This window comes from Pseudomonas sp. 300 (assembly GCF_055803035.1).
Genome location: NZ_JAVLRV010000011.1, coordinates 1 through 259, shown reverse-complemented (window position 1 = coordinate 259; position 259 = coordinate 1). Strand labels below are relative to the sequence as shown.

Below are 259 nucleotides of genomic sequence, written 5' to 3'. Positions count from 1 at the left end.
TTCACCGGCCTTCTCGGTGATGGTGTCTTCCAGTACAGCGATGGCTTTGGCACCGACACCGCTGCTGACCAGGTCAACGACGTAGGTGTCGTTGCCGGTGCCACCGATCAGGGTGTCCGCCCCCGCGCCGCCATCGAGCAGGTTGGCCTCGTCGTTGCCGGTGATGATGTTTTTCAGCCCGTTGCCGGTGCCTTTGATAGCCGATCCGGTCAGGATCAGGTTCTCGACGTTGGCTGCCAGGGTGTAGTTGACCGATGCG

The 259-nt window shown here is 61.8% G+C and carries 1 pseudogene; it reads right to left on the bottom strand.

The window, feature by feature from the left end:
* Nucleotides 1–259: pseudogene (locus Q7W83_RS29415) on the bottom strand (hypothetical protein); the annotation flags it as partial.